Source organism: Streptomyces sp. DH12 (assembly GCF_020873895.1).
Lineage (GTDB): Bacteria > Actinomycetota > Actinomycetes > Streptomycetales > Streptomycetaceae > Streptomyces.
The window spans coordinates 1-549 of record NZ_JAHWGT010000599.1 but is presented as its reverse complement, the minus strand read 5'-3'; the positions used below and the strand labels follow the sequence as shown (position 1 = coordinate 549).

1 protein-coding gene is annotated in these 549 nt (G+C 62.1%); it reads left to right on the top strand.

Annotated elements, in window-relative coordinates:
* Positions 1-55 precede the first annotated feature (55 nt).
* A partial coding sequence (locus tag LPA54_RS35990) for a glutamate ligase domain-containing protein (RefSeq protein ID WP_308112924.1) occupies positions 56-549 on the top strand: 494 nt, incomplete at its 3' end.

Sequence of the window (549 nt, the reverse complement as noted above, 5' to 3'; positions counted from 1 at the left end):
CGACGTCGCCCGTGCTTCCTTCCTCATGCATACCCCAGGCCATGCGCCACTTCCGGTGAAACTACAGGTCTTCGGTGCGCATCAGGTGTCGAATGCGCTGGCCGCCGCGGCCGCCGCCATCGAGCTGGGGCTAAGCGCTGAACTCGTGGCAAACGCGTTGTCTGGACACCGCATTGCGTCGGAGCACCGCATGGACGTGCGCAACCGCCGCGACGGAGTCACCCTGATTGATGATTCCTATAACGCAAACCCGGATTCCATGCGTGCGGCCATCGCAGCGCTGGCATACACGGCCACTGCGCGTCCCGACGCACGTTCTATTGCCGTGCTCGGCGAGATGGGTGAGCTGGGCGACGACGCCCTCGACGCACACCGTCAGCTGGGCGCAGAGCTCGCGAAGTACCACGTAGACCATCTGGTTGCTGTAGGCAGCAGCCCCAATACGCGGGCGATGGCTGAAGCTGCACAGGCAAAGGGTATAAATACTAGTGTCAGTGCCGATGTTGATGAGGCCGCAAAGATTGTTGATAGTCTCCTCCGTACCCCGCC